The organism is Flavobacterium macrobrachii, from assembly GCF_014486675.1.
Taxonomy (GTDB): domain Bacteria; phylum Bacteroidota; class Bacteroidia; order Flavobacteriales; family Flavobacteriaceae; genus Flavobacterium; species Flavobacterium macrobrachii.
In genome coordinates this window covers 1-26,627 of sequence record NZ_JACTAC010000048.1, presented here as the reverse complement: position 1 = coordinate 26,627, position 26,627 = coordinate 1, and the positions used below count along the sequence as shown (strand labels likewise).

Here is a 26,627-nt window from a genome sequence, read left to right as displayed (position 1 = left end):
AGCTTATTTGTTTTTAACTTTTATACATAAGCCTACATCTTAAAAATCAACTTACATTTATCAGTGTAATATAGTGTATTTTGATGTAATATTAAAAAAATTAAAATAAGTCTAAGAGTTATTTGCATATGTTGTTTTGTGTAATTTATGTAAGATATGTAATTATCAATACAACATTTTTTTTACTGTTATAATTATAAAAAAGTCATAAAAAAACCTCTCGATTTTGAGAGGTCAAATTTTTTGAAAATTCATTTTAAAAATCAAAATTTGCATTTTGCACTACTTCATCACATTTTACATTTCTATGAGTGTATTTTTCTGTGGTTGCAAGTTCACTATGTCTTGCTTGATTTCTAACTTTTATAGATGGAACGCCCGAATTTAATAAATCAGTAATTCCTGTATCCTTTAATGAGTAAAATTGAAAAACTTTTGATATTTTTAAGAGTTTGCGAAATTTTTCCCAAGTATCAGAAACTTTCTTAGGGTTTAGTTGGTTTTTACCTGATTTAAAATCATTTGTGGAAAACAAAAAATCATCCAAATTAGAAAAATTAATATGCTTACTAATAATTGGTAAAAATGATTTTGGTATTGTTATGGTTTCGGTATTTTTATTTTTTGAAATTTCACTAGGAATAGTTATTGTTGAATTTAATATGTCAACATGTCTCACTAATAATTTCGATAATTCTGTGCGTCGAATAAAACAAAAGTAAGTAGTCATACAAAGTGCATAATAGTGAAAATTTAAATCTTCAATGCTTTTTATTTTTGATTTTACGTCTGTATCTAATAGCTGTCTTATTTTTTGACCTTCTTTTTTCTTTGCTATTCCTATTGCAAAATTTTCACTCAAAAAGCCATAAGTCACACAAAAATTTAAAAATCCTTTTATGAAATTCAAATGATTGTTGTAGGTTCTATGCGTGTTATTTCTATCATACAAAATGAAATCCAAATAGTTCACAATAAAAACTCGGTTCAGTTCAAAAATAAAATTCAATTTTTGCTTTTTTCTTTTAGCAAAAAGTTCAATCATTGAAAAATTTGATTTATAAGTTCGTTCAGTATCCTGACGCTTTAAGCCTTTTTTAATATCTAAATTTATTAGTTCAAGGAATTTTTCTTTACAATGATCATAAGTCTTAAAATCTGTTGCAAAAGTATCTGTACTGAAAGGCGACCATCCTTCTGCTAATTTTTTATTGATTTCATCTCTTATTTTTTTACCATGTTTAATTCTTTCAGTTTCTGACTTCATTGAAGGTACTACAACTCTAAATCTTTGCATTTCTTTTGTGAAAGGATTTTTTGCATAGTAAACTACTAGCCATTGAGTTTTTATTCTAAGTTCGGCAGCTTTATAGTTTACAAATGATGATGATATTAATCCTTTGATTTTTGTTTTTTTTGTTGGCATTTTTTTGCATTTTATGGATTTAACTCTTTCTTTTTTATTGCCCATTGACCTCCAGCTGAATTTCTAGAGTATGTATATCCTAATGCTCTAAGTGCTTTACCCACTCCAACAGGAGTTAATCGTACTTGTGTAGCAAAACCATTCAAATAACTTTGTATTTCAGTAGCGGAAACAAGTTCTACTTCTTCAATTTTTCTTGGGATTTCCAAATATTTGTGAATTAAATCTATTTCAGGAGTTTGAACCTGAAATTTAGAGTTTCTTTCCTCGTTTAATTTTATATCATTCGTAGTTAATTTTTCTTGAAAATTTACATCTTTTGATAAACTATAGGCTTGCATCCATAGATTATCAATATTAAAATTTTCCTTATAACTGAAATCTATTTTATCAGCTACAAAACATAACCAGCGTACAGAACCAGTTTCATCATAAAGGAATGTTGTTTGATTTGTAGAACCAATAAAGTTTCCAACACGCCTTACTACTGTGTCTTTTTTATCGTAAGGAAACCGAACTTTGATTTTGTCTGCACTAAAAAGTGATTTCAAAGTATTTATTTCTTGTTTGCTTAAAGCCGCTAATTCGTCTAAATTAACTATAAAGTTTTGGGTTAATACAATTTTTGCATCTTTTTCGTCTTTTGGTAAATTATCTACCAAATAATTTGATAAAACAGTTGGACATAAATTTCTTATCCATGTAGTTTTTCCAATATTTTGTCCTTTACCATCATCAGATAAAACAAAAGCATTTTTGTTGAAATAATTATCATCTGTTGCGCATTTTACAGACCTAACACACCATTTTTTAAAGTGATAATCAAATTGATACCTATCTTCTCCAGTAGCAAGTGTTATGTAATTTGCATATTGCAAAATATAGTCTGTTTTTCCATCCCAAATAGGTAAGTTTTCAAAGTAATCAATAAGAGGGTTGAATTTCGGAACAAAATCACTTTTTAAAATTTTTTCTAATGTTGATGCTGGAACTTTTATGCTCTTTTTTTGCATTTCAATCCAAAGTGAATTTTCATTACATGGAGACCAATCATTTTTTCCTTTTTTGCTATATTCTATCTCGTTAGCAATTATATTGTGTCTAATGTCATAATGTTGAGCAAGATAATCTTCTGTAATGTGAATTATAGTTGTTACATGTGTTTCAGGCTTTAATATTGGAGCTTTTTCCTTTATTGCTATATCAATTAATTTTTGGAAATCTTCTCTTGAATATTCTTGAAAGTAATCGGCTATGTCATAACCTTTGATGTTTGCATTATTTGGTAGATGAATTGCAATTATTGAGGGAAATTTTTCTATTAATGAATTCATCCCTTTTGCTCCAGCTTCATCATTATCATAACAAACAAATAAATTATCACAAAGGTTTTGCAAAATATCAATTTGTTCAGTTTTTGGAATACTTGACTCACTGCCAAAGGTTACCGCATTAAAGTCTTTTGAATTTGCTACAATAGTGTCTTTTTCTCCAGCACAAATAATTATACTTTCTTTTTTTTCTGTGCCTAGTTGTTTTAATCCATAAATTCCACTTTTAAAAGCTGGTAGTACATTTTTTTTTATATTTAAAGCTGGTTGAGAAGGAATGTAAAGCTTATTTTCGTCATTTAGTTTAAATACAAAAGCTACACTTTCTTTTTTTGTGTAAATAGGTTTTTTACCACTCCAACAATAACTAGAAATAGAGCGTAATTCGTATTTGTTTAAATTTGTTTCATCAACTCCTAAATTATTCCAGTACTCTAAATCTAATGTTGTAAACTCTCGGGTTTCAACCGATAAAGTGGATGGTGTTTTAGAGATTGCATAATTGGTGTTTGATGATTGCAAAATTTCTTTTTCAACTGTATTGTTATGGTTAATAGGGTAATTTGTTTTAAATAGTTGATTATTGCTGTCTTGCAAATTAATATTCATACATTTTGCAATCTCATTTGCAACCTCTAAAAAGTTAGTTTTGCAATCTAAATTTTTGAGTTCTGCAACGAATTGAAAAACATCTCCATTTTTACCAGTACTATGACATTTGAATTTAATTGTGGAATTATCTTCGTATAAGTTGAAAGAAGGTTTTTTGTCTTCAGAGAAAGGACTTGAAATGTTTTTTTTAGGGAAGCTATTTAGTCCGAGAAATCTAGTATAAATTGCTTCTTGTGTTGTGTGAGATAATATTATATCTTTGATGTTCAAATTAGAATTCATATCTATATATTTTTGAAAAAACCATTACAGTGGGATGTAATGGTTTTTCTATTTTTAATTTTTACTAAACGGAGGTGATTTTATTTTTCCATATACTGGTAAATACACTCGCTCCCATACATGCCCTATTTTAAATTTAGGAACATAATAACGAAGTATTTCTTCAAACATTTCAATTCTTTCCCTATTTACTTCAGCAGAAAGGAGTAAAGCGTTTATTTGCTTTTCTTGTAATTTAATTAACTCCTGTGCTAGTGCTAATTCTTTTTGCATCACTTTATTTTCTTGTTGCATCTCGAAAATGTTTATATGCGAAGCTACCCTTAGGGTTGCAACAATGTTCTAGGAACAGAGTACAAACCTTTCGTGAATGTTACCCATAGGTAGCTTCTTATCGTTAAAATTTTGTTCGGAGGAAATTCTCCTAAAACATTGTTGCATTACAAATATATCAAATATTATACCTAAAAAATTATTTTTTCTTCTTTTTATCTTTTTCATTTTCGCGACTATTGAAAATTGTAATTGCAATTACTCCAGCAAAAAAAAGACCTATCCAAATTAGGTTATCATCTGATTTTTTTACAACTGGTTGGGGAGTTGATTCAAAATCATTTATAATCAGTGGTATGGTATTGTTTGTTGTTGAATTAGATTTATAATTTAAACAGTCTGTAGATAAAATTGAAATATTTTCTATTAATGGATAATAACTATTAATTGTTGAAGCATCAAGTTTTGCAATAGTCTGAAAAGGAGTTAAATTTTGATTTTCAAATGAAGTCTCAATGACTTCATATAATGGTTCCAAAATTTTATCTACTAGTTCATTTCTCAGATTTATAGCATTTGATGATAAACCAGTTAATTCATTATTGGTGAAGTAACTTTTCACAACACACATGATTTTTAAAATTTCATTAACCTCTTCAAGTTGTTGAGATAAATTATTTTTTTTAAATGCATCAGACAATTTCATTGTTAAATTTCTGTAGAATGGCTGTAGTTTGTTTAGTTGCCAATTGTCTAATATTATAGATTCGCTATATGTTGGTTCATATTCTCCAGCTGTTCTAAAAAAAGCTTCATCAACAGCGTTGACTATGCTTATTACAACGCGAATATTTCCCGCAAATCTTGGTCCAACAATTGGAATGTCTTCAATGAAATTTGCAATTTTAGTTAACTGTCTACAAATCCAGCCACACCTTCCGCCGTTTAGTGATTTTGTTATTTGAAACGAAGCGTTTTTTGAATTGATAATTTTTTCAGGATACATATTATTGATTTTTAAAGTTATTTCTTTTTTGTAATGCTTCTAATACTTCATTTTTTTTGTAAAAAACTTTGTTACCAATACGATAAGCTGGTATTATATCCTTATTTGTCCAATCCCACAAAGTAACAAGGGAAATAGATAGCATTTTAGAGGTTTCTTGTCTAGAAAGTAATTTTGCATCATCTGAATTTTGCATTTCTTTTGCAAAAGACATAAGACAATCTTTTACACTTTTAAGTATATCATTTTTGAAGTCAACAGCATTTGTGTTTTCTATCTGAAGTATTTGTTTTGACATAACTATAAATATTAATTATTGTTAGGCAAGATTAGTTTATACTAAAAAATAGGGAACAGAGTTTGCAGGAGTTTGCAGAATAATGACGAACTACGGTAGGATAGGAAAAAAAATTAACATTTTTCAGCTATTATTTCGCTGTATTTTCTTTAGTTTAGTTCTAATATCTTCGGGTAAATAATAATCATCAGGAAATCCGTAGTCTCGGATAAAAAACAGTAAGATTTCATTAGGAATGTTTTTAGAAAGTTTATTTTTCCCCAACATAATTTCATAGTAGTTTACGGTATATAAAACCATTCTACGAGACATTGGTTTATACATTTCAACTAGAAGTTTTTTTGTTACTTTTTTAGGAAATTCTTTTTTGATATCCATACCCATTTTTTAATGAACTTCCCAAAGATTTTTTAATCTTTCAGCATGTTCATGCTTGGTAGTTTTTATATAACTTTCAAAAACCTTTTCAGAACGATGTCCTGTAATTGCCATTATAGTTCTATTAGGAATTCTTCCGTATAAATTGGTTGCAAATGAACGCCTGCAAGTATGAGAACTGATAAGTTCATATTTTGGATAAATCCCGATTTGTTTTCTATGAATTACTTCTTCAGGGGATTCTTCTGTTTTTTCTTTTATAACCACTCTTACCGTTTTTGCACCTTCAATCATTTCATCAATTCCTACTTTCTCACAAACTTCCTTAACGTGTTTATTAAACTTTTGTTCCGAAATAGAGTAAGGTAAGTTGCCGTTTCGTTTTAAAAGAATTTTTTGAACCTGATTGTGTATTGGAATTTTCACAAATTCTCCAGTTTTGGACGTTTCAATCTCAAAAAAGCCATCCTTAATATTTGTACGCTTTAATTTTAAAAAGTCTGAAATTCTTAATCCTGTTCGCAATCCTATAATAAATAAATCCCGAACATTGTCTAATCGTTCAAAACTGCTAAAATCGTAATTGTAAATCGTACATATTTCATTTTCATTTAGGTAAGTATCGTAAGTTTTATTTCCTGTAATTGTAAATTCAGAATGCTTGTATTGTGGATTGATAGGTAACCCCTCTATTTCGATTATTTTGCAAAACATTTTTATTCTTGCAAAGTAACTTCCTATGCTATTGTTGTTTAAATTTTCAATTTCTCGGCAATACAATATAAAATTTCTACAAAAGGATAAATCAATGTTTTCAAAACGTATTTTAGTTTTTGTATAATCTTCAAATTTTTGCAATCGAAGTAGCACTATCTTATAGTTTTGAATTGTCTTTTCTGTGATAGGTTTTCCTTTGTATAATCTTTTAGGACTTTCTTCAGTAAATTTTTTAACCCAATCGACAAAATATACTTTATGAAGCTTACTACTTGAAGTTTTGCCGAAAAAAGAAGAGACAACATTTTTAAGCCAATCCTTTGATATATTTTCTTTGTTAAGCATGTCACTCATCCAAGTATCGAGAATAAGGCTTTCTAACTCTTTAAGTTTTGAATTTATCAAATCCTTATTTTGTGTGGTTGCTTTTAATCTTAATTGTTGCTTTGTATTATTCCAATCTTCACGTTTTATCCAAATATTTGTAGTACAAGTAAAATCGTTTATTTGTGTAGGCTTAAATCTGCAAATTATATTTGTAGGGTTGTTTTTTCCTTTTATGATAAAATTTACTTTCATAAGGTTTTTGCCTATTACAAAACAAATTTAAAAACAATCCCCTAATTATTCCCTAAAAGTATTGATTTATTTTAATTCAAGTTAATTATAGTTAATTAATAAAAATAAATAGCACACTAGTAAACAGAAAGTTAAGTTAAATTAGTTTAAAAGAAATTTAATTGTTTTATTCCCACTCCGGGTACAAAAACCTCTCATTTTTTGGGAGGTTTTTTTTGTTTAAAATCCTAAAATCAATTTGGCTATCGAAAAGTAAATCAAAATTCCACAAATATCATTACTAGTGGTGATAAACGGACCAGTTGCTAAAGCAGGATCAATTCCAAATTTGTTTAAAAGCAACGGAATAGAAGTACCAATCAATGATGCAATTATAATCACCGAAACTAAAGCAATGGTAACTATTACTCCAATATTGGTTTCAACGCCTAAAAGAAAATGGCTTCCTAAAAACAGTATACTTGCTAAAATAATACCATTTAATAAACTCAAAGAAATTTCCTTTAATAATCGATTAACGATTGAACCACTGATGGAATGATTAGCCAAACCTTGAACAATAATTGCCGACGATTGAACGCCAACATTTCCTGCCATAGCGGCAATTAACGGAGTGAAGAAAAATAATTTGTAATGTTCCTTCATTGCTCCTTCAAATAAACCAAGCATTTCTACCGAAATAAATCCACCTAATAACGCCAAAACCAACCAAGGCAAACGTGCTTTGGTCAATTCAAGAATGCTATCATCAGCTTCAACGTCTTGTGAGATACCGGCAGCTAACTGATAATCTTTGTCAGCTTCGTCCTTAATTACGTCAACGATATCATCAATGGTAATTCGACCAACCAATCGTCCCATTTCATCAACAACCGGAATGGCTTCAAGGTCATATTTTTGCATAATTCGAGCCACTTCAACATTGGTATCACTTACTCGAACAGAATCTACTTTTTTAATATAAACCTCACTGATAGGCGTTTTGGTAGAAGTGGTTAATAAATCTTTAAGCGATAATCGTCCTTTCAATCGGTTTTCATCATCAACAACATAAATGGAATGAACTCTAGTAACATTTTCGGCCTGAATACGCATTTCTTTTACGCAAGTTAAAACGTTCCAGTTTTCATTGACTTTTACCAACTCTTTTCCCATCAAACCACCAGCAGAGTCTTCGTCGTAGCGTAATAAATCGACAATGTCTTTGGCGTGTTCAACGTCCTCAAGTTCGGAGATTACTTCTTCTTTCTTACTTTGAGGAAGTTCTGCAATAATATCGGCAGCATCATCGGTATCTAATTCGTCAAGCTCTTCAGCAATCTCTTTGGCAGAAAGTCCACGAAGTAGTTTTTCTCTAACATCGTCTTCTAGTTCGGTCAGAATTTCGGCAGTAATTTCACTATCTAGAATTTTGAAGATATAAATTGCTTCTTCTGATTCCAGTTCGTCAAAAATCTCTGCAATATCAGCATGGTGTAAGTCATTCAATAGAATCTCGAGCTGACTATCATTTTTAGCATGAATCAGTTGCTCGATTTGTTCTAAGAGTTCTTTGCTGATTTTAAACTGCATTGGCGGCTATTTTTTGAGTGAGTTCAATAAATTGTTCTACCGAAAGTTGTTCCGGACGCAGGTCAAAGATAGTGTCTTCTTTTAAATTATCCGATAAAGCAAACGATTTTAAACTATTTCTTAATGTCTTTCTTCTTTGTTGAAAAGCCGTTTTTACCACTGTAAAAAATAATTTTTCGTCACACGGTAGTGAGTAATTTTCTTTTCTAATCATTCGCATTACGCCCGATTTTACTTTTGGCGGCGGATTAAATACTTCGGGTTCAACTGTGAATAAATACTCAACATCATAAAAAGCTTGTGCTAAAACCGATAGAATTCCATAAACTTTGCTTCCTTTTTTAGAACAAATTCTTTCGGCTACTTCTTTTTGAAACATACCCGAAAATTCAGGCACTTGATTTCGCATTTCAAGACATTTGAATACAATTTGAGAAGAAATATTATAAGGGAAATTGCCAATAATAGCAAAAGGTTTTCCTTCAAAAACTTCGTTGATATTGTATTTCAAAAAGTCTTTGGAAATAACTTTCCCATGCAATTTTGGGTAGTGTGCATTCAAATATTCCACCGATTCGGTATCGATTTCAATCACATAGGTTTCGATGTCTTTTTCTAAAAGATATTTGGTCAAAACACCCATTCCTGGACCAATTTCCAAAACAGTTTCATAGCCGTTCAACGTTAATGTTTCGGCAATTTGTTTGGCTATATTTTCATCGGTTAAAAAATGTTGCCCGAGGTGTTTTTTTGCTTTTACTTGATTCATTTAGATTTTTAGATTTTAGATTTTTGGATTTTTTATATTTTGCAATTTAGATTTCTATGAATCTAATTAGTCTAATAATCCAACAATCTATTAATGTTCACTAATCAACTCCAATTCTGTTCTAAACGCCAGCATTTTTTCACCAAATAAACGATAACCTTCATCCCGAAGTCGTGGTGCATCTTCGTCATAATATTTTTGCAGCGTTTCTTTACTGTCGGTTGTGTATTGAATGGAATAAGTCGTTCCGCCCATTTCTTCTTCGACTAAAACTTTTACCATTCTTGCGGATGAAAATTTTCCTGTGGCTAAAACATCGTTAATGTGTTTTTCTTGCATCCATTGCATCCATTGGTCGTGAACGCTTTCGTGTATATTGATGGTTACGTTGTATAAAATCATGAGAAATTTGATTGTTTTTTGTACTTTTTAAACTGCCAACTGTTACTGCTAACTGACACACTAAAGATTATTATCTCCACGAAGTTGACGGTACTTTTTCCTCGCTTCAACCGAGTAAATACTGTCTTCGTGGTTCAGAATTACCTTTTCATATAGCGGTTTGGCTTTTTCGTTGTCTTTTAAATGATCCGCATAGATTTCGGCAGAGAAAAAGAGCGCTTCATCAATATAAATTCCTTCTTTGTGGTTGGCAATTATAGCTTGATAACTTTCTAAAGCTTTTGCAAAATCGCCTAGTTTTTCATAAATCTTTCCAATTCTTAAAAGTGTTACAGCTTCAATTTCTTCGCCTTTGTGTTCTTTTAGAATTTGCTGAAATTGAGCTAACGATTCTTGTTTTTTATTTTGATACAACAAGAAATCAGCACGAGCAAATTTCTTCAAAGCCGTTTGTGTTGAATCTTCAACGGTATTATCACTAATTAGTAGAAATAAATCCAAAGCATCGTTGGCAATCAATTGGGTTGATGCTGATTTTAGTACTTTTAATTGATGATTTGCCCATTCAAAATCGGCTTTGTAATAGCTGGTTTTTGCTGTTTTTAAACTTGCTTCTTGACCGAGAACATCGCCGCTCATATCGTTTTCAACCTGAGAATAATAAATCAACGCCTGATTGAATTTTTCTTCATATAAAAGAATGTCGGCCAATTCCATTTTAACTTCGGCAGTTTGATTTCGGCTTAAATTCATTTCCATTGCATTTTTCAAAATGGTTTTGGCTTGCTCTGGTTTTTTTAGTTGAAAAGCCGAAAAATTAGCTTGTAATCGAAGTAACGGCAACGTATATGGACTAACCCCAAATTCGGTAATGAGTTTGTCTAATTCTTGTGATATAGCAACATAATCTTTGTCCTGACTGTTTTCAATTTTCATTTCCATCAAATAGGAATTGGCTTGAATAATCAAATCGATGTCGTTAGTGTTTTGCAATACAAAAGTCAAGATTTCTGTTGCAGCTTCTTGGTCGTTATCTTCAATTGCCATTTGCCCTAAATTGACAATATTTGAAAACGATTCAGGTTCACGTTTGTAAATGGCTTTTTGCTGAATAAATGCTTTTCCGTATTCTTTTTGTTGAATAAAAAACCAACTTAAAAAATCATTCCAAAAAATATCTTGGGTTTTTTGTGCACGAAGCAACAGCGATTTTCTAAGATTATCGTTAAAAGTTTCATCGGCATCTTCGTTCATAAATCGCGATAATTGACTTTGAATTAGCGGAAGATTTTGCGGATTTTGATAGGCTTCAATCAAATAGGTTTCAATCATCAAATCGGTTTTGCCTTGCTGACCATAAATGACAGCTATTTGAGAATTAAAAGTCAGCCGTGGTTCAATTTCAGTGGCAGTTTTATAGGCTAACAATGCATAATCCAACAATGATTTTCGTTCAAAAGTATAGCCAATTCCATAAGCTTCGTTGACATTTTTGGATATTTTATCAATAGCTTGTTCGTAAATTTTTTTGGCTTTTGATTCGTCTTTTTGCAGTTGATAGTTGTAACCTAATTCGATTAAAAGATTACTTTGTTTGAATTTTTCTAATCGCGCTTGCAGTGCTTTTTCGGCTTTATCAAATTGTTGTAACTGTTGATAACAATCTACTGTTCGTTGAAAAAACAAAGAATTTCCGGGGTTGTTTTTTAACAGTTCTTCATAGCTTACTACTGCTTTTTCAAATTCGCCACGGTCGTAATAATTTTGCGCCAATTGTTCGTTTTGAGCATTTACCCAAAGCGAAAGAAAAAGAAAAACAAAAGCGATGATTTTTTTCATGAATTTCTGTTAAAAGAACAATGTACTAAAGTAACACTTTTTGTGCCAGATTAGTACATCGTTTACTAAAGATTAACTTTTTTAGTTAATGATATCGAAACCAGTGTATTTGCGCAATACTTCTGGAACCACAATTCCTTCTGGAGTTTGATAATTTTCTAATATTCCGGCTAAAACTCTTGGCAAAGCCAATGAACTTCCGTTTAACGTATGTGCTAATTGTGTTTTGCCATCTTTTCCTTTGAAACGCAATTTTAAACGATTGGCTTGGAAAGTCTCAAAATTAGAAACCGATGAAATTTCCAACCAACGATCTTGTGCGGTTGAAAACACTTCGAAATCATAAGTCAATGCCGAAGCAAAACTCATATCGCCGCCACAAAGACGTAAAATTCTATAAGGTAATTTTAATTCGTCCAAAATAGTTTTTACGTGGTCAACCATTCCGTCCAATGCTTGATAGGAATTATCAGGATGTTCAACACGAACGATTTCTACTTTGTCAAATTGATGCAAACGGTTCAATCCACGAACGTGCGCACCATAACTTCCAGCTTCTCTACGGAAACATGGCGTATAACCTGTACAAAGAATTGGTAATTCGTTTTCTTGCAAAATTACATCACGAAATAAATTAGTCACCGGAACTTCGGCAGTTGGAATTAAATATAAATCGTCGATGCCTACATGATACATTTGTCCTTCTTTATCTGGCAATTGTCCTGTTCCATATCCAGAAGCTTCGTTTACCAAATGTGGCACTTGCACTTCTTGATAACCGGCTTCGGTGTTTTTGTCTAAGAAATAAGAAATCAAAGCGCGTTGTAATTTGGCACCTTTTCCTTTATAAACTGGAAATCCTGCGCCAGTAATTTTTACCCCTAATTCAAAATCGATGATGTCGTATTTTTTCACCAATTCCCAATGAGGTTGCGCACCTTCATGCAAAATAGGGATTTCTCCAGCTTGAAACACATTTAAGTTTTCTTCAGGAGTTTTTCCTTCGGGAACAATTTCAGCAGGAAGATTAGGCAACAAATACATTTTCTGCGTAAGTTCGGTAGCAAAACCATCTAATTTCTCCGAAAGTTCTTTGCTCGTTTCCTTTAACTGCGCTGTTTTTTGTTTTAATATTTCAGCTTTAGCTTTTTCACCATTTTTCATCATCTCGCCAATAGATGATGAAAGTTTGTTAGCTTCTGCTAGTGTATTATCAAGCGCAACTTGCGTGCTTCTTCTGTTTTCGTCTAATTGAATTACTTCTTCTACAATTTGTTTGGCATCCATATGTTTTTTTGCCAAAGCAGTAATCACTTGCTCTTTATTTTCTCTGATATAACCTATTTGTAACATGGCTTTTCTTTATAAGTCCGCAAATTTAGTGAAATGTTTGTAATAAACTTTAGATATTTTTAAACTTATAAAGGCAAGTAAAGATTTAGCTTCCAAAGGTATAAATCGGTTTTACCATTTGTTTATCTTTAAAATTATATCGGAATTAGTATATTCGCAAAAAAAATAGGATAAACACAATGAAAAAGATATATTTTGTTTTGTTTCTTTTCAATATATCAATGCTTTTCGCTCAAGAAGATATTTTGGAAATCGAAAAAATTGCTGAGTCCGAAATGAAATCGGCATCGAGAATGATGGAGTTTCAAGCTAATCCTAATACGGCAAACTATGACGTTACTTATCATAAACTAGAATTTACAGTTAATCCAGCAGTTTATTTTATCACAGGAAAAGTAACGACTACTTTCAAAGCATTGAGTAATATGTCAACCGTAACGTTTGATTTAACCAATGAATTAACGGTTAGTTCAGTGAAAAGTGGTGTTACAAATTTAGCTTTTGTGCAAAATTCAAATAACGAATTGGTGATTACATTGCCGTCAGCGGTAACAACGGGAAATTTTGCTACGGTTGAAATTAATTATTCAGGACAACCAGCCCAAGGCGAAGATGCTTTTTCTCAAAGTACACACAGCGGAACACCGATTATTTGGACATTATCACAACCTTTTGGCGCAAGAGATTGGTGGCCTTGCAAACAGGATTTGAATGATAAAATTGAAACTATAGATATTTACATCACAGCACCTTCGCAATATGTTAGTGTGTCTAATGGTGCTGAAATAAGTGCTATTACTTCGGGTTCCAATAAAACGACACATTTTAAACACCAATATCCAATTCCAGCCTACTTAGTAGCGATTGCGGTTACCAATTATCAAATTTTTACCCAAACAGCTGGAACTGCACCCAATACTTTTCCTATTATAAATTATATTTATCCTGAAAATTATACGTCTGCGGTAAATTCATTGGCTCAAACCTTGCCAATCATGGATTTCTTTGAATCTACTTTTGAAACCTATCCGTTCAGCAATGAAAAATACGGTCATGCCCAATGTGGATTTAACGGCGGAATGGAACATACGACCGTTTCATTCATGGGGAATTTCAGTCGAGGATTGATTGCTCATGAATTGGCGCACCAATGGTTTGGTGATAAAATTACTTGTGGCACATGGAAAGATATTTGGTTAAACGAAGGTTTTGCCACCTATTTGTCGGCTTTGGTTATTGAACATTTAGATGGTGCGCAACCTTTCGTAAATCACAAAAGAAGTTTGACAAATAATATTACGTCAAATCCGTCCGGAAATCTTTATTTAACCAATGTCCAAGCTACCAATGTAAACCGAATATTTAGCAGTAGATTGAGTTATAATAAAGGTGCAATGGTTCTAGAAATGCTGCGTTTTAAAATGGGCGACACTGCTTTTTTTCAAGCACTTAAAAATTATTTAGCCGATACTGATTTGGCTTTTGATTATGCTGTAACAACCGATTTAAAAGAACATTTGGAAATAGTTTATGGACAAGATTTAACAGAATTTTTCAACGATTGGATTTACAATCAAGGTTATCCAACCTATTCGATAACAGCTCAAAATTGGGGTTCTGGACAAGTTCGTTTTGTGGTCAATCAATTCCAATCGGATGCTTCAGTAAGTTATTTTGAAATGCCAGTTCCGGTCCGAGTATTTGGTGCCAATGGCGAACAGCAAGATTTTATTCTAGAAAACACTACCAATGGACAAGTTTTTATAGAAAACATTTCTTTCCCTGTCGTAGATTTTGAATTTGATCCTAATGCAAATCTAATCTCTCGAAATTCAACAGCAACCTTAGCTTCAGAAGTTTTTACAACCGAAAAAGCCATTGTTCTGTATCCAAATCCAACAAAAGAAATTTTTTATATTCAAAAGCCAACTTCAACCGAAGTACAGTCTGTAACAATATTCAACTCTCTAGGACAAATGGTTCAGGAAAGTTCTTCAACCGAAATGAATGTTAGTTCCCTACCAATAGGAATATATGCGGTAGCTATCAAAACATCGGAAGGTATTTTTCATAAGAAAATCATAAAAGAATAAGCTCTCTTAAATAATTTTAAAAAGGCAAAGTGGAAAACCTTACTTTTGTCGCTTTCAAATAAAATACAATTAAATAATGATTCAAGTTGCTCAAATACTATTCATATTATCAGTTCTCGTTATTCTTCATGAATTTGGACACTACATAACAGCAAGATGGTTTAAGGTTAGAGTAGAAAAATTCTACCTTTTCATGGATGCTGGTTTCTCATTATTCAAAAAGAAAATCAAAGATACTGAATGGGGAATAGGATGGTTGCCTCTAGGTGGATATGTAAAACTATCCGGAATGATTGACGAAAGTATGGATACAGAACAAATGAATCAAGAACCACAACCTTGGGAATTTCGTTCAAAACCAGCTTGGCAACGATTAATTATTATGTTGGGTGGAATTATTGTAAACATCCTTTTGGCATGGTTTATCTTCACAACGATGTATGCAACAGTGGGTAAAAAATACATATCTACCGAAGTGCTTCAGCAAAATGGTCTAGCTTTTGGCGAAGTAGGTCAAAAAGCAGGTTTCAAAAATGGAGATAAAATAGTTTCAGTTGATGGTGAATTTCAAGAAAACTTCAACCGAATGATTATGGACGTGCTGTTTAGTAGTGAAGTAGTTGTAAATCGTGGAGGGCAAAATGTAACACTCAATCTGTCAGACGAGCAAATCAAAAACATTTTAGATAAAGAAGGTAGAAATTTTGTGCAAGCGCGTTCTTCAGCAATAAAAATAGACTCCATTATTAAAAATAAAGAAGCAGATAAAGCTGGTTTAAAAGTAGGAGATTCTATCTTGGCAGTAAATAACAATAAGGTAGCTTTTTTTGATGAATTCTCTACTGCTGTAAAACAGCATATAAACGACTCGGTTACGCTAAAGGTATTGAGAGGTGCAGAAGAAAAAGAAATTAAAGTCAAAGTAAACAACGAAGGTAAACTCGGTTTCTCTGTTAAGCATGCAGTTAATGATAAGTTTTTTGTACAACAAAAAATGAGCTTTCTAGAGGCTGTTCCTGCCGCAATTAAAGAATCATGGTCATTATTAGTATACAATGTAAAAAGCTTCAAGCTAATCCTTAGACCAGCAACAGGAGCATATAAACAAGTAAAAAGCCCAATCGGAATAGCAAGACAACTACCAGATGCTTGGGATTGGGAATTCATTTGGAACTTTACAGCGCTATTTTCAATCGGTTTAGCCTTCATGAATTTACTTCCTATTCCGGGATTAGATGGTGGACATGCACTATTTACCACCGTAGAAATGATAACGGGTAAAAAATTAAGCGATAAAGCAGCAGGATATGTTCAAACCTTTGGAATGGTTATTCTACTGAGTTTAATGGCGTTAACTTTTGGAAAAGATATCTATCAATTAATAGCCGATAAATTTTTCTAATTTTTTTTAAAATTTGTTTGCAAATAAGAAAATCAGTCTTATATTTGCAACCGCTTAAAAGATATAAATCTTCCTCCTTAGCTCAGTTGGTTAGAGCATCTGACTGTTAATCAGAGGGTCCTTGGTTCGAGCCCAAGAGGGGGAGCAAACAACAAAAGCCTTTACATTTCTGTAAAGGCTTTTTTGATTTATATTTATTCAAATTTTTGTGCGATGAACAATTCAGTTTACATTCTTTACTCAAAAAAATTAGACAAACATTACGTTGGTTTCACACAAAATCTTATTCAGAGGCTAGAATTTCATTCAAACGAAACACAATCAAGAAAATTTACCTACAAAGCAGACGATTGGGAATTGATTTATTCAATAGAGTGCCAAACAAAAAATCAAGGTTTATCTATCGAGAAACATATCAAATCCATGAAAAGCAAAACCTACATCCAAAATCTACTTCAATATCCTGAACAGAGTTTTAAACTACCATATAAAGATAAAAGAGCTGACATAATAATGGCAACAGAGCAACAAAAAGACGTAGTATAAAAACTAAACTTCAAAACAAAAACATCAAAGAAAGCAAACTAAAAAATCAATACTGATTAATCCAAGAAAAGTGCGTCTCACAAATCGTAGATTTTTCACTACGAATAAAATCCAAATAAGCGTTGGCTGCTGGGCTCAACTTTTTCCCTTTCAACCATATCAGTGTCCAATTGGTACTGATGGGTAGATTCTTAGCAGGAATTATTTTAATACTTCTATTCTCCAACTCATTTTTTAACCCAATCAATGGCATTATAGACAACCCAAGTCCAGCAATTACAGCCTGCTTAACAGCTTCATTAGAAGTAAGCTGTAGTTTCATTTTAACATCAATACCTCTCAGCTTGATGTAATTTTCCATCGCAATTCGAGTAGCAGAACCTTCCTCTCGATAAATCATCGGACTTTCACCAATAAAACCATCCGCTTTTAAAACATCTAAATCATCATCAAAAGAAGTACCAACCAAAAACAGTTTATTTGGCAAAAGCTCCTCAGAATATACATCAATCCCAGAGGGCAAAGTAGAAACCAAAGCAAAATCTACTTCATTATTCTTCAAAGACTTTATTACTTTTAATTTATTTGTAACATCCATTTCCAGCTCAACACCTCTATTTTTATTAATAAAATTCGATAAAAAATAAGGCATAACATATTTACCGGTCGAAACAACACATATCTTTAGTTTCCCCGAAAGTATACCTTTAAAAGAAAGAGTTTTATAATTTATATTATATACTTCATCAATAATATTTTGTGCAGCCAGTGCAATCTCTTTCCCAAAATCAGTAATATACAATTGCCTTCCCAAAACTTCTGTCAAAGGAATTTCAAACTGATCCTGTAAATTTTTTAACTGTATAGAAACTGCCGGTTGCGTTAAATGAAGCTCTTCAGCCGCTTTTGTAATGCTTTTTGTTTGAGTAATTTTCAAAAAAACTTGCAACTGATGTAAAGTATAGTTCATAAATAATGTTTATGTATTACATAACAAATATAAATAAAAATATATGAAAAACACAATATACCTTTGTCCAGCAAACTAATAACAACAATACTATGCAACGAATTACTATCGCAAAAGGTGACGGAATTGGTCCTGAAATAATGGAGGCTACACTTAAAATTATCAACGCAGCTGGCGCACAATTAGAATACGACGAAATTCAAGTCGGAGAAAAAGTCTACCTCTCAGGTAACACATCTGGTATAGCTAAAGAAAGTTGGGATACTATCATCAAAAATAAAGTATTCCTAAAAGCACCTATCACAACTCCTCAAGGCGGTGGATACAAAAGCTTGAATGTAACCACTAGAAAATTTCTCGGTCTTTATTCAAACGTTAGACCTTGCATGAGTCTTCATCCTTTTGTTGCTACAAAACATCCAAATATGGATATAGTAATCATTAGAGAAAACGAAGAAGACTTATATGCAGGAATAGAACATCAACAAACCGATGAAGTAATTCAATGCCTAAAAATAATAAGCCGTCCAGGTTGTGAAAAAATTATTCGATACGCCTTCGAATTTGCCAAACAATACGGAAGAAAAAAAGTAACATGCTTCACTAAAGACAATATAATGAAACAAACAGACGGTCTTTTCCACCAAATCTTTGACGAAATAGCAACAGAATACCCTAATATAGAAAACGAACACTGGATAATTGATATAGGCGCCGCAAAAATGAGCGATACTCCAGAAGCTTTTGATGTAATCGTTACACTAAACCTCTATGGCGATGTACTTTCAGATATTGCAGCACAAATAGCTGGCTCAGTAGGACTTGCTGGCTCAGCAAATATTGGAGAAGAATGCGCAATGTTCGAAGCCATTCACGGCTCAGCTCCGCGAAGAGCAGGACAAAACATGGCAAATCCATCAGGACTACTTCAAGGTGCAGTAATGATGCTAAATCATTTAGGCCAAAATGACGTAGCAACAAAAGTCCAAAATGCTTGGCTAAAAACCCTAGAAGACGGAATTCACACCTACGATATATATGATGAAACTAAAAGCAAACAACTCGTTGGAACTATCGAATTTGCTAACGCAATAATTAACAATCTTGGACAAAAACCAGCAGAGTTAAAAGCCGTTAACTACCAAAACGGTCAAGCACTTGTGTTGCCTAAATATCAAAAGAAAAAACCAGCAAAAAAAGAATTAATAGGTCACGATATTTTCGTTCACTGGAATGGAACTGATGCCAATGAACTAGCCTCAAAATTAGCTTCTATCAAAACACAAAACCTAAAATTGAATATGATTACCAATAGAGGAATAAAAGTATGGCCCGACGGTTTCTCTCAAACTTTTTGTACCGATCATTGGAGATGTCGTTTCAAAACGGAAAACGAAAAATCAATTTCCAAAGATGAAATAATCTCATTACTTCAACAATGCAATCAAACCAATATCGATACAATAAAAACCGAAAACCTTTACCAATTTGATGGAAAAATAGCCTTTTCTCTTGGTCAAGGACAGTAAAAACAACAAATAGTTTAAAATCAGAAACCTACAAAAACACAAATGAAAAATAATAAACAAAACAAAGACACTATTTTTCTAATACTACTATTGCTCTTGACCATAGGAAGTCTAATAACAACCATGCTACTTGCAAACAAATTTATAGCAACCTGTTTGTTAGGAATTTCAACACTGCTAACAGTCAATCAATTAAAAAAAATGAATATAAAACTATGAAAACCGATCAAAAAAATGAGTTCATACTTATTAACAGCACTTTTACACCCATCGATGCTAATAACATTCTTTCTGAGTTTATCAAAAGCAAAATAAACTACCATAAACTCGACGATTTTAGCCAACACATCCGTTTCAATAGAGATAGTCAACATTCAAAAAATAGAATCGAAGAACTCAAAACAGCACAACAAGAACTAAAAGAACTAGTTGAAAATGCTAAATCAATGGGACTAAATCTATCAATAAAAAGTACAGTTTATATTGAATTAACAGAATAATGTTTAAAAACAGAAAATTATTAATTGCAACAAAACACAACAAACAAAAAGTAATAGCCCCAATTTTTGAAAAACACCTTGGAGTAAAATGCTTTGTAACCGATATTTTTGATACCGATTCACTTGGAACATTCTCCGGTGAAGTTCAAAGAAAAGATGATGCGCTAACAACCCTTCGCAAAAAAGGCACCCTTGCTATGGAAAAGAATCAATTTGATTTGGTTATTGCTAGCGAAGGTTCGTTCGGCGCTCATCCATCGGTTTTCTTTGCCCCAGCAAATGAAGAATTAATGATTCTAATAGATGCAAAAAACAACCTCGAAATAGTGGTAAAAGAACTAAGCATCAATACAAATTTTAATGCAGAAACAATCTCAAACCAAAACCAACTAATAGAATTTGCCAATCGGGTTAAGTTTCCTTCTCATGCTTTGATAATGAAACCCTCAGAAAACAATTTTTCATCCATTATAAAAGGAATTTCGAGTTGGGAGGAATTGAAAATAAGTTTTGAAAAATTCCAAAACAAATATGGAACAGCACATCTCGAAACCGATATGAGAGCAAGTTTCAATCCAACTAGGATGGAAGTAATAGAAAAAACCGCCAAAAAACTTCTCGAGGCAGTACTCTCTAATTGTCCAAACTGCAAAACACCAGGATTTACAATCTCAAAGGCATTACCCGGTTTACCCTGCAATTGGTGCAATGCACCAACTAAATCAACACTAAGTTATATATACAACTGCAAGAAATGCAATTTCACAAAAGAAGAATTATATCCTCATAAAAAAACAACCGAAGATCCAGCATACTGTGATTATTGTAACCCATAAATCCAAAACAATGATTTCTAAAGATGTACATCTAGCAGCAAAATGGTTAAAAGAAAACCAAATAGTAGCTATTCCTACCGAAACAGTATATGGTTTAGCAGCAAATATATACAGCGATGAAGCCATAAAAAAAATATTTGAAACAAAAGGCCGTCCACAAAACAACCCTTTAATTGTTCACATCGCCTCAAAAGAGGATGTCTATAACATAGCTTCAAAAATCCCCGAAAAAGCAAAAATACTAATCGATAAATTCTGGCCTGGACCGTTAACAGTAGTGTTGCCAAAAAAAGAAACAATATCCAATACCATAACAAGCAATAAAGATACTGTCGCAATCAGAATGCCCAATCATCCAGTAACACTAGAACTTTTAAAACTACTAGATTTTCCTCTTGCAGCACCAAGTGCCAATCCATTTGGTTCCATCAGTCCAACCGAAGCAATTCATGTTGAAAATTATTTCAAAGACAAAATACCAATGACCTTAGATGGCGGCAATTGCACAAAAGGAATAGAATCTACTATAATTGGTTTTGAACAAGATAATCCAATACTCTATCGATTAGGTTCTCTTTCGTTAGAAGCAATAGAAAATCAAATTGGCACAATAAAAGTTAACAATTTTGAAGAAAAAACACCAAGTGCACCAGGAATGATGCTCAAACACTATGCACCCAAAACCCCAATAATCATTTCTCAGAATATAACTAAATCAATTAAAAACTACAATAATAAAAAAATTGGATTATTACTATTTAACTCAAAATATGATTGTACTACAATTGTACATCAAGAGATACTCTCAAAAAATTCCGATTTAAACCAAGCTGCCTCAAATTTATATGCAGCTATGCATCGATTAGACAAGTTAGAGTTAGATATAATAATCGCAGAACAATTCCCTAACAACGACCTAGGTCGAGCTATTAACGATAGACTATTTAGAGCAACAAAATAAGAACAAACAAATCCAAAAGAAAAAATGAATCTTAATCTTCTGATAGACAATTTAACAAATCCAGCATTACTTTTTTTCCTTCTAGGAATTATTGCAGCTCGACTAAAAAGCGATTTAGAAATTCCATCCAATAGTTCAAAGTTTATTTCACTTTATCTACTGTTTTCAATTGGCTTTAAAGGCGGACAAGAATTAGCTCACAGCCATTTCTCTTTTGACATAGTTTGGTCAGTTATTTTTGGTATTCTAATAGCCTTATGTATTCCATTATATTGCTTCTTCCTTCTAAAAAGAAAGTTCAGTGTAGAAAACGCTGGAGCAATTGCTGCTTCCTATGGTTCAGTTAGCGCAGTAACGTTTGTAACAGCTGTTAGCTTTCTCGAAATTCAAAAAATCAACTTCGGAGGACACATGGTTGCTGTTATGGCACTAATGGAAGCACCAGCTATTATCGTTGCAGTAATTTTAATGCGACTTTACAGTAAGAAAAATGAAAATACAAAACAAACTAAAATATCTTATGTTATCAAACATTCATTAACTAATGGTAGTGTACTTCTAATTCTAGGAAGCTTACTAATTGGTTTTCTGGCCAGCGACCAACAAGCCATGGGAATTAAACCTTTTACTAACGATATTTTCAAAGGCTTTCTAGCAATATTTTTGTTAGACATGGGAATTGTCAGTGGAAAAAAATTAAACGACTTTTTTCAAAGCGGTTGGTTTGCAACAGGTTTTGCTCTTATAATTCCATTAGTAAACGGATGTTTAGTAGCATATCTAAGCCAGTGGATTACTCAAGATATTGGTAACCGTTTTATTTTCGCCATTCTAGCAGCAAGTGCTTCCTATATTGCAGTTCCAGCTGCAATGAAAATTGTCGCTCCAAAAGCAAACCCTGGACTATTTCTACCAATGGCATTAGCAGTTACATTTCCTTTAAACATTACAATCGGTTTTCCAATATACCTAGCTTTTATTCTGAACTAAAAAAAGACTTTAATCTTTAATGTGTCTAGCGCCAAGATGTTAATCAATCTTCTTTGAAAATAATTTCAAAAAAAACGTCGCAATTGACCAAAAAAACACAAAAAAACCCGCTAAGTCATTCAACTTAGCGGGTTTCAATCAGTTTTTGCAGAGAGGATGGGATTTGTTTATTACAAAAAACGCCAATAAAATCAATACTTCGCAGAGCATTTAATTTTGGTGACACCTCGACTGACACCTGTATATAAGAACTATAATTAATCTAAATTCAAAGTAGTCAAATATAAGTAAAAATTTATCAATACTAAAGTATCAAGGCTAAAAAATGAACTAGTAATTTAAGAATTTAGTGTTTCTCTTGGATTAAAATTTATTCTAATCAATTTTCTATTTTAACCAAAAATCAAGTGAGTTACTTGTTCATATTTTATGCCAGTATATGTACAGAACTCTTGTATTGTTAGAAACTCATTTTCGAGCTTGTTGAGGTCGTTTTTAATCTTTTGCATCAATCTGGTACTTTGACGATAACTCTTGCCGGTTATACGCTGTATGTCTTTTGGATAGATGCAAACCCTCTGTAATTCATTTTTCATACTTCATCCATACCTTTGATTAGGCTTTGACTAACTTCTGACGTGCAGAAATTCTTTTCGCAATTTAGTTATTATTTTTCATACTTTTTTACTGATTTTTTATGTTGATTTAGGACACTTATGTCGTTTTAGGACATATGGTACAATATTGATTTTTACTTTACTAAATGCTTTATAAACTTTGTCCTAATCATTCGGGATTTAGTTGCAACGATTAACGAAATGAAAGTGAGTTATGAAAATGAGTATTAATCAAAAATTGTAAAGATTGTGGCTAGACAGAAAGGCATAATTAAGTTAAAAGGTACTATCGGGGATATTACTTTTTATAAAACGCAGGATGGTCATTTGGCAAGAGAGAAAGGTGGAATTGACGCTAGTAGAATTGCTAATGATCCAGCGTTTCAAAGGACTCGTGAGAATGGCTCTGAGTTTGGTAGAGCAGGGAAGGCTGGGAAGCTTTTGCGTATTGCTTTAAGACCATTACTTATCAATTCAGCGGATAGTAGAATGGTAAGCCGTTTAACCCAAAGAATGGTAAAAGTTATTCAGGCTGATCAAGTGAGTGAAAGAGGTTTACGTAACGTTATTGATGGAGAGGCTGAATTGTTGTTTGGTTTTGAATTCAATATTCGTGGAAAACTTGGCACTAGTTTGTATGCGCCATTTGTAGCAGCTATTGACCGTGTTTCGGGAGAGATTACTGTTGATATTGCTTCATTTGTTCCAGCCAATATGATTGCTGCACCAAGTGGTACTACACACTTTAAAATTATCTCAGGCGGTGCTGAAGTTGATTTTGAAGCTGAAACTTTTGTAGTCACTACTTCGGAGACCGCTATTTTGCCATGGGATGCAACGCCTACGGCAGTAATCAGTCAAACTAATGCTGTTACTGCGAACTCAACAAAGCCTTTGTTTTTGGCATTGGGAGTTGAGTTTTATCAAGAGATTAATGGGCAAATGTACCCTTTGAAAAATGGTGCTTTTAACCCATTATCAATTGCGAAAGTTGATAGCGGTGTGTAAACAGCAGTTAGAAATTAGAAATCAGAATTTAGAAGTATGGTTTTATTTTTAACTAGAACTTATTTCCCTGATGGAACGAATGGTAAACTCGAATGCGAAGGTAAGTTGATTTGTAACACAATTGAATTACCGTGGAAGATGAACGAAACGAAGGTTTCCTGTATTCCTGAGGGGAAATATTTTATTAGAAAGCGATACAGCTCAAAATACAAATGGCATTTGGAAGTGATGGATGTACCTAATAGAAAATTTATTCTTTTTCATTCTGCCAATAATGCTCAAAAGGAATTGCAAGGCTGTATTGCTCCTGTCACAAAACTTTCTGGTCCAGGACTTGGTTTAATGTCTCGAATAGCTTTTGAAAAGCTTAAAAGGATTGTTTATCAAGCATTGGATAAAAATGAAAGTGTCGAATTAATTGTTCAATAGGTTTCCGCCTTCGCGGAAATGACAAAAAAGTAGATTATGAATAAAATTGTAGAGAGAGCGAGTGCTCCCACACCAAAGTTTTTTAAGGTGCTTCGAACTATTGGATTGGTATTGGCTACTGTTGGTACTGCTGTTTTAACTGCACCAGTTTCTCTGCCAGTAATTGTGACAACCGTCGGTGGTTATGTAGCTGTTGCTGGTGGTGTTATTTCAGCAGTTAGTCAGTTGACTGTTGAGAAGAATGAACAGCCACAGTAATTCAACTTTAGTTGGAACTGCCGGAGGTACTTTTTTGAGTATCGTCCCGAATTTGAATTCAGAAGATTTGATTAAGACAGTGATTTTAGCAACTGTTGGAGCTGTGGTGAGTTTTTCAATTTCGGTGTTGCTCAAATACCTCTGTAAGAAGCACAAAAAATAAGTTTAACTCTCGTTGTGCCCCGAAGCTTCGGGGTTTGGGTTAAACATAATGAAAGCCAAGTCGTAAGACCTGGCTTTTTTTATTTTAAATTTCTCCAAATTGATTGAGTATCACCTCAACCACTACAACTTCTGAATTATACCAATACAAATCGTTGTATTTTGCATAATCTAAAGCTTTGGTTCTGCTATCAAAAGCACCAAAGAAAACTCTTGATGCTTTTGATTTCCAACTATCGGTTTGAAATAATAAAAAGATACTCATAGACTTGATTTTATGGTTAATAGGTTTACTTTTTGCAATAGCGGTGAAGAATTACTCTTCGCAAGTCATTAATAAGATTAATGTTTTGATGAAATTGCTTTTCTTTCAATTCCAATAGTCGTAAAGCTTCAACATTTTTTTTGTGCTCCTCAAAGTCTTGTAGCATTTCCTCTGCTTTAGCTGAAAACTCCCTGATAAAATCAATTTTTCTTAGAAATGGAATAACAGAGCCACAGAGGTTTCTGTGCCAAAATTTGGATTGCCAAAGACTGTAGGTAATCCAAAAAACATTTTCGCAATCTTCCTCGTTTTGAAAAATCACAACAAAGCTATTTGTAAATGGCGTTTTTTGTGGCTTTCCGCTGTTTAGTCCTTTGTTAAGTATGAATAAACATGGTTTGGCGTAAACAGTGTCTTTTCGGTGGGTTTTAATGATAAAATTTGTCATACTTTCAGATTTAAAATTTAGTATTTCTTCTGATTTCTGTATTTCTTCCGATGAATGCTGGTATGCCTCGCTACGCTCCGCACACATAAAATTTTTTTCGCCAGATGTTATTTTTTAATTGGAAGCGAAGAATATTCATTTCAAAAGAAAAAAAAGAAAAAAAGAAAGCCATTCGTCCAAGTGGAAGGTTTCAAAAAAGCAAGTTTTTCAGAAAAAATACTACCCGATACGTGATTGAAATCGGAAGCGTCTAGTCGGAAATTAAATGAGTTTTGAAACGGTTTGGGTGGAGATTTTTTCTGAAACCCGGAGGGCTTGAACTTGCTTTTTTGAATACCTGGAACTTATCTTTGCTTCCTTTTTTTATTTATTTTTTTTTGAAATTTTCAATTCTTTTTTATTTGTTTTTTAATCGGAAATTGAGAATAGCCATTTTTATTGAAATCGAAATTTTATTTTTAGTTGGCTATTTCCAATCAGATGTCCTTGTTTAATCGGATTTTATCTGAAGTATTGAAAGTTGATTTGAAAGATAGACGTCTTAGGAAAGGGTATCAAATTCTTTGGATGGATGAATAAACCAAATCAGAAAATAAAAAAAGCTATTCATCCATCCAAAGAATTTGATTCTCTTTCTTATGGTTTTGATTTTTGAGGATGCCTATAAGTCAGTTGACAGTCTCAGTGTTCAGTTAACAGAAAAATGTCTTATGAAAATGGGAAGCATCTTCAAAAAACAATGCATTACACTACCTAGTGCGAAAAGGCAGTAGCGT

The 26,627-nt window shown here is 32.6% G+C and carries 27 protein-coding genes and 1 tRNA gene; 13 read left to right on the top strand and 15 right to left on the bottom strand.

The features are described from left to right. Window positions 1-256 precede the first annotated feature (256 nt). From IAI56_RS10960 to serS, 12 genes are all read right to left on the bottom strand, one after another. Entirely contained in the window at window positions 257-1,426 is a 1,170-nt protein-coding gene (locus tag IAI56_RS10960; protein WP_187657916.1) for a tyrosine-type recombinase/integrase, read from the bottom strand. Window positions 1,427-1,437: 11 nt separating this feature from the next. Then, window positions 1,438-3,651 (bottom strand): VapE domain-containing protein, encoded by a 2,214-nt coding sequence (locus IAI56_RS10955; protein ID WP_187657915.1) that lies wholly within the window; start codon window positions 3,649-3,651, stop codon window positions 1,438-1,440. A 54-nt stretch (window positions 3,652-3,705) separates the two neighbouring features. Then, window positions 3,706-3,945, bottom strand: a complete 240-nt coding sequence (locus tag IAI56_RS10950; protein WP_187657914.1) for a hypothetical protein — start codon at window positions 3,943-3,945, stop codon at window positions 3,706-3,708. 178 nt (window positions 3,946-4,123) lie between these two features. Next, entirely contained in the window at window positions 4,124-4,930 is an 807-nt protein-coding gene (locus IAI56_RS10945) for a hypothetical protein (RefSeq protein WP_187657913.1), read from the bottom strand. 1 nt (window position 4,931) lies between these two features. Beyond that, the gene (locus tag IAI56_RS10940) at window positions 4,932-5,228 is read right to left on the bottom strand and encodes a helix-turn-helix domain-containing protein (RefSeq protein ID WP_187657912.1); all 297 of its coding nucleotides are present in this window, start codon (window positions 5,226-5,228) and stop codon (window positions 4,932-4,934) included. Window positions 5,229-5,351: 123 nt separating this feature from the next. After that, window positions 5,352-5,606 carry a hypothetical protein gene (locus IAI56_RS10935; RefSeq protein WP_187657911.1) on the bottom strand — a complete coding sequence of 85 codons (255 nt, stop codon included), beginning with the start codon at window positions 5,604-5,606 and terminating at the stop codon, window positions 5,352-5,354. A 9-nt stretch (window positions 5,607-5,615) separates the two neighbouring features. Next, window positions 5,616-6,902 (bottom strand): site-specific integrase, encoded by a 1,287-nt coding sequence (locus IAI56_RS10930; protein WP_187657910.1) that lies wholly within the window; start codon window positions 6,900-6,902, stop codon window positions 5,616-5,618. Between the two features lie 219 nt (window positions 6,903-7,121). Then, complete coding sequence (mgtE, locus tag IAI56_RS10925) at window positions 7,122-8,474, bottom strand: magnesium transporter (protein ID WP_187657909.1); 1,353 nt, start codon at window positions 8,472-8,474, stop codon at window positions 7,122-7,124. After that, window positions 8,464-9,243 carry a 16S rRNA (adenine(1518)-N(6)/adenine(1519)-N(6))-dimethyltransferase RsmA gene (gene rsmA / locus IAI56_RS10920; protein ID WP_187657908.1) on the bottom strand — a complete coding sequence of 260 codons (780 nt, stop codon included), beginning with the start codon at window positions 9,241-9,243 and terminating at the stop codon, window positions 8,464-8,466. Before rsmA ends, mgtE begins: the two co-directional genes overlap by 11 nt. Window positions 9,244-9,333: 90 nt before the next feature. Beyond that, window positions 9,334-9,645, bottom strand: coding sequence for a DUF4286 family protein (locus IAI56_RS10915; protein WP_187657907.1), 312 nt, complete (start codon window positions 9,643-9,645; stop codon window positions 9,334-9,336). Between the two features lie 60 nt (window positions 9,646-9,705). Further along, entirely contained in the window at window positions 9,706-11,484 is a 1,779-nt protein-coding gene (locus tag IAI56_RS10910; RefSeq protein ID WP_187657906.1) for a tetratricopeptide repeat protein, read from the bottom strand. Between the two features lie 81 nt (window positions 11,485-11,565). Next, on the bottom strand, window positions 11,566-12,837 hold the full coding sequence (gene serS, locus IAI56_RS10905; RefSeq protein WP_187657905.1) for a serine--tRNA ligase: 1,272 nt from the start codon (window positions 12,835-12,837) through the stop codon (window positions 11,566-11,568). Between the two features lie 179 nt (window positions 12,838-13,016). Here serS and IAI56_RS10900 point away from each other — a divergent pair, with 179 nt between their 5' ends. The 4 genes from IAI56_RS10900 to IAI56_RS10885 all read left to right on the top strand — a co-directional run bounded on the left by IAI56_RS10900 (window position 13,017) and on the right by IAI56_RS10885 (window position 16,878). Beyond that, the gene (locus IAI56_RS10900; protein ID WP_187657904.1) at window positions 13,017-14,930 is read left to right on the top strand and encodes a M1 family metallopeptidase; all 1,914 of its coding nucleotides are present in this window, start codon (window positions 13,017-13,019) and stop codon (window positions 14,928-14,930) included. Between the two features lie 76 nt (window positions 14,931-15,006). Continuing rightward, complete coding sequence (gene rseP / locus IAI56_RS10895; protein ID WP_187657903.1) at window positions 15,007-16,332, top strand: RIP metalloprotease RseP; 1,326 nt, start codon at window positions 15,007-15,009, stop codon at window positions 16,330-16,332. 71 nt (window positions 16,333-16,403) lie between these two features. After that, window positions 16,404-16,477 (top strand) — tRNA-Asn (locus IAI56_RS10890). A gap of 68 nt (window positions 16,478-16,545) precedes the next feature. Continuing rightward, complete coding sequence (locus IAI56_RS10885) at window positions 16,546-16,878, top strand: GIY-YIG nuclease family protein (protein WP_187657902.1); 333 nt, start codon at window positions 16,546-16,548, stop codon at window positions 16,876-16,878. A 46-nt stretch (window positions 16,879-16,924) separates the two neighbouring features. On the opposite strand, the gene IAI56_RS10880 is transcribed toward IAI56_RS10885, so the two are convergent. Continuing rightward, window positions 16,925-17,848 carry a LysR family transcriptional regulator gene (locus IAI56_RS10880; protein WP_187657901.1) on the bottom strand — a complete coding sequence of 308 codons (924 nt, stop codon included), beginning with the start codon at window positions 17,846-17,848 and terminating at the stop codon, window positions 16,925-16,927. A 92-nt stretch (window positions 17,849-17,940) separates the two neighbouring features. Here IAI56_RS10880 and IAI56_RS10875 point away from each other — a divergent pair, with 92 nt between their 5' ends. The 9 genes from IAI56_RS10875 to IAI56_RS10835 all read left to right on the top strand — a co-directional run bounded on the left by IAI56_RS10875 (window position 17,941) and on the right by IAI56_RS10835 (window position 25,139). After that, window positions 17,941-19,377 (top strand): NADP-dependent isocitrate dehydrogenase, encoded by a 1,437-nt coding sequence (locus IAI56_RS10875; protein WP_187657900.1) that lies wholly within the window; start codon window positions 17,941-17,943, stop codon window positions 19,375-19,377. Between the two features lie 215 nt (window positions 19,378-19,592). Continuing rightward, window positions 19,593-19,877 carry a hypothetical protein gene (locus IAI56_RS10870; protein ID WP_187657899.1) on the top strand — a complete coding sequence of 95 codons (285 nt, stop codon included), beginning with the start codon at window positions 19,593-19,595 and terminating at the stop codon, window positions 19,875-19,877. Beyond that, window positions 19,877-20,713 (top strand): DUF6671 family protein, encoded by an 837-nt coding sequence (locus IAI56_RS10865; RefSeq protein WP_187657898.1) that lies wholly within the window; start codon window positions 19,877-19,879, stop codon window positions 20,711-20,713. The genes IAI56_RS10870 and IAI56_RS10865 overlap by 1 nt, the downstream gene beginning before the upstream one ends. Before the next feature lie 10 nt (window positions 20,714-20,723). Continuing rightward, window positions 20,724-21,674, top strand: coding sequence for an L-threonylcarbamoyladenylate synthase (locus tag IAI56_RS10860; protein ID WP_187657897.1), 951 nt, complete (start codon window positions 20,724-20,726; stop codon window positions 21,672-21,674). A 24-nt stretch (window positions 21,675-21,698) separates the two neighbouring features. After that, window positions 21,699-22,664, top strand: a complete 966-nt coding sequence (locus IAI56_RS10855) for a sodium-dependent bicarbonate transport family permease (protein ID WP_187657896.1) — start codon at window positions 21,699-21,701, stop codon at window positions 22,662-22,664. Window positions 22,665-23,530: 866 nt separating this feature from the next. Continuing rightward, window positions 23,531-24,289: a hypothetical protein gene (locus tag IAI56_RS10850; protein WP_187657895.1), complete on the top strand. Its 759-nt coding sequence runs from the start codon at window positions 23,531-23,533 to the stop codon at window positions 24,287-24,289. Between the two features lie 36 nt (window positions 24,290-24,325). Then, window positions 24,326-24,718, top strand: a complete 393-nt coding sequence (locus tag IAI56_RS10845; protein WP_187657894.1) for a DUF5675 family protein — start codon at window positions 24,326-24,328, stop codon at window positions 24,716-24,718. A gap of 87 nt (window positions 24,719-24,805) precedes the next feature. Further along, window positions 24,806-24,976, top strand: a complete 171-nt coding sequence (locus tag IAI56_RS10840; RefSeq protein WP_317192436.1) for a hypothetical protein — start codon at window positions 24,806-24,808, stop codon at window positions 24,974-24,976. After that, window positions 24,960-25,139, top strand: a complete 180-nt coding sequence (locus tag IAI56_RS10835) for a hypothetical protein (RefSeq protein ID WP_187657892.1) — start codon at window positions 24,960-24,962, stop codon at window positions 25,137-25,139. The genes IAI56_RS10840 and IAI56_RS10835 overlap by 17 nt, the downstream gene beginning before the upstream one ends. A gap of 84 nt (window positions 25,140-25,223) precedes the next feature. Here IAI56_RS10835 and IAI56_RS10830 read toward each other — a convergent pair whose 3' ends face one another. Together IAI56_RS10830 and IAI56_RS10825 are read right to left on the bottom strand one after the other, a co-directional pair. Beyond that, entirely contained in the window at window positions 25,224-25,403 is a 180-nt protein-coding gene (locus IAI56_RS10830) for a hypothetical protein (protein WP_187657891.1), read from the bottom strand. A gap of 25 nt (window positions 25,404-25,428) precedes the next feature. Beyond that, window positions 25,429-25,851, bottom strand: a complete 423-nt coding sequence (locus tag IAI56_RS10825) for a DUF6943 family protein (RefSeq protein WP_187657890.1) — start codon at window positions 25,849-25,851, stop codon at window positions 25,429-25,431. Window positions 25,852-26,627 lie beyond the last annotated feature (776 nt).